General features: G+C 64.1%; 1 protein-coding gene. It reads right to left on the bottom strand.

What is annotated here, in order from left to right; translation table 11 throughout:
• Positions 1-182: 182 nt before the first annotated feature.
• Positions 183-1319, bottom strand: a complete 1137-nt coding sequence (locus VB777_RS08245) for an IS5 family transposase (protein WP_197155982.1) — start codon at positions 1317-1319, stop codon at positions 183-185.
• Between the last annotated feature and the right edge of the window lie 61 nt (positions 1320-1380).

Below are 1380 nucleotides of genomic sequence, written 5' to 3'. Positions count from 1 at the left end.
TTAGGAGTTTGCGGAAAAACCGCCTGAGAAGTCGCGTTTTTCCCTCCTGAGACCTGGGCCGGAGCTCCTATCGGGCTGGTTTTCAGGGTTTCAGCGGCTCAGAGCTCCCCTTTTGGTGTGTTTTGCCGCATTGGGGCTCTCTGAGCGCGGCCGCCTGGCCACACCTCTGGGCAACCCGCTGGTCACGCCGCCGCCATCGCCGGTTTGAGCAGGTTGCCCAGGCGGATCAGGTTGTAGGCGATCACATTCAGGCCGAACACCGCACTCACCTTCTCGGTGCCGCGCAGCTTGAACTGCCGCAGACCTCCCCACTGTTTGATCCAGCCAAACACCTTCTCGATGCCGCGGCGGGCATGGATCGACTTGGCGTAGCCCACGTGGCGGGTGGTGCGCCCATCGATGGCGGAACCACCAGGGCGGCTGGTGTTCTGAGCGACATGCGGTGTCACGGCGATGCGGCGCATCTCGGCGACAAAGCCCTTGGTGTCGTAGTTCTTGTCGGCGCCGATGGTCTTCTGGTGGGCACCGGGGACGGCAGCCGCCATCGCTTTGGCGGCATCCCTCTCCCCGGTGCCCGTCGCTTGTGTGACGCGGCAGTCGACGATCAGGGCATGGCGGTTGTCCATGAGCACGTGCCCCCGGTAGCTGGGGAGTGCGGGGTGGGCCTTGGACTTCCGGCACAGCAGCGCGTCTGGATCGACGCTGGAGCGATGGGTCTTGTTGCTGAGCTTGATGCCGCGGAAATCCCCTTTCGCTCGCTTCTTGCCGGGCTTTGGAGCGCCAAAACCCTCGCCAGGGCCTGACGGCGGTGGCGGCGGATCGTCCTGCCCACAGGTCCGCTCCAGTGAGGCATGGGAGGCCCAGGCCTGCAGCAAGGTGCCATCGACGGAGAAGTGCTCGTCACTGAGCAGCGGCTTGACCTCGGGAGCACCCATCAGCTTCTCCAGGAACTTCCCCATCACCTGCTCGTTCAGCAGCCGCTCCCGGTTTTTTGTGAATGTGGTGGGATGCCAGATCGGATCATCTGGGCTCAGCCCCACAAACCAGCGGAACAGCAGGTTGTAGTGGAGCTGCTCGAGCAGCAACCGCTCCGAGCGGATGCCGTAGAACGCCTGCAGCAACGAGGCCAGCAGCAGTTGCTCCGGCGGCACTGATGGCCGGCCTTCTGCGGCGTACAGATCACAGAAGGTGGGATTGAGGCGATCGAGGGCCTGATCGGCCAGCTTGCGGATCCGCCGCAGCGGATGGCCGGCCGGGATCCGATCCTCAATCGACACGTAGGAGAACAGGGAGCCGCTGCGCTCCCGTTGACCTCGCATCTGGGCTGGACAGCTGGCCCATTCTCGCAGAGGTGGCCGGGTTTTTCAGCGAACTCTTAGG

The organism is Synechococcus sp. CCY9202 (assembly GCF_034931685.1).
Taxonomy (GTDB): Bacteria; Cyanobacteriota; Cyanobacteriia; order PCC-6307; family Cyanobiaceae; genus CBW1002.
This window is presented reverse-complemented; position numbering and strand designations above follow the sequence as displayed.

What these genes read in the sequence shown, in the direction of transcription:
- VB777_RS08245 (WP_197155982.1), bottom strand. Translation starts at nt 1,319, where the DNA reads ATGCGAGGTCAACGGGAGCGCAGCGGCTCCCTGTTCTCCTACGTGTCG.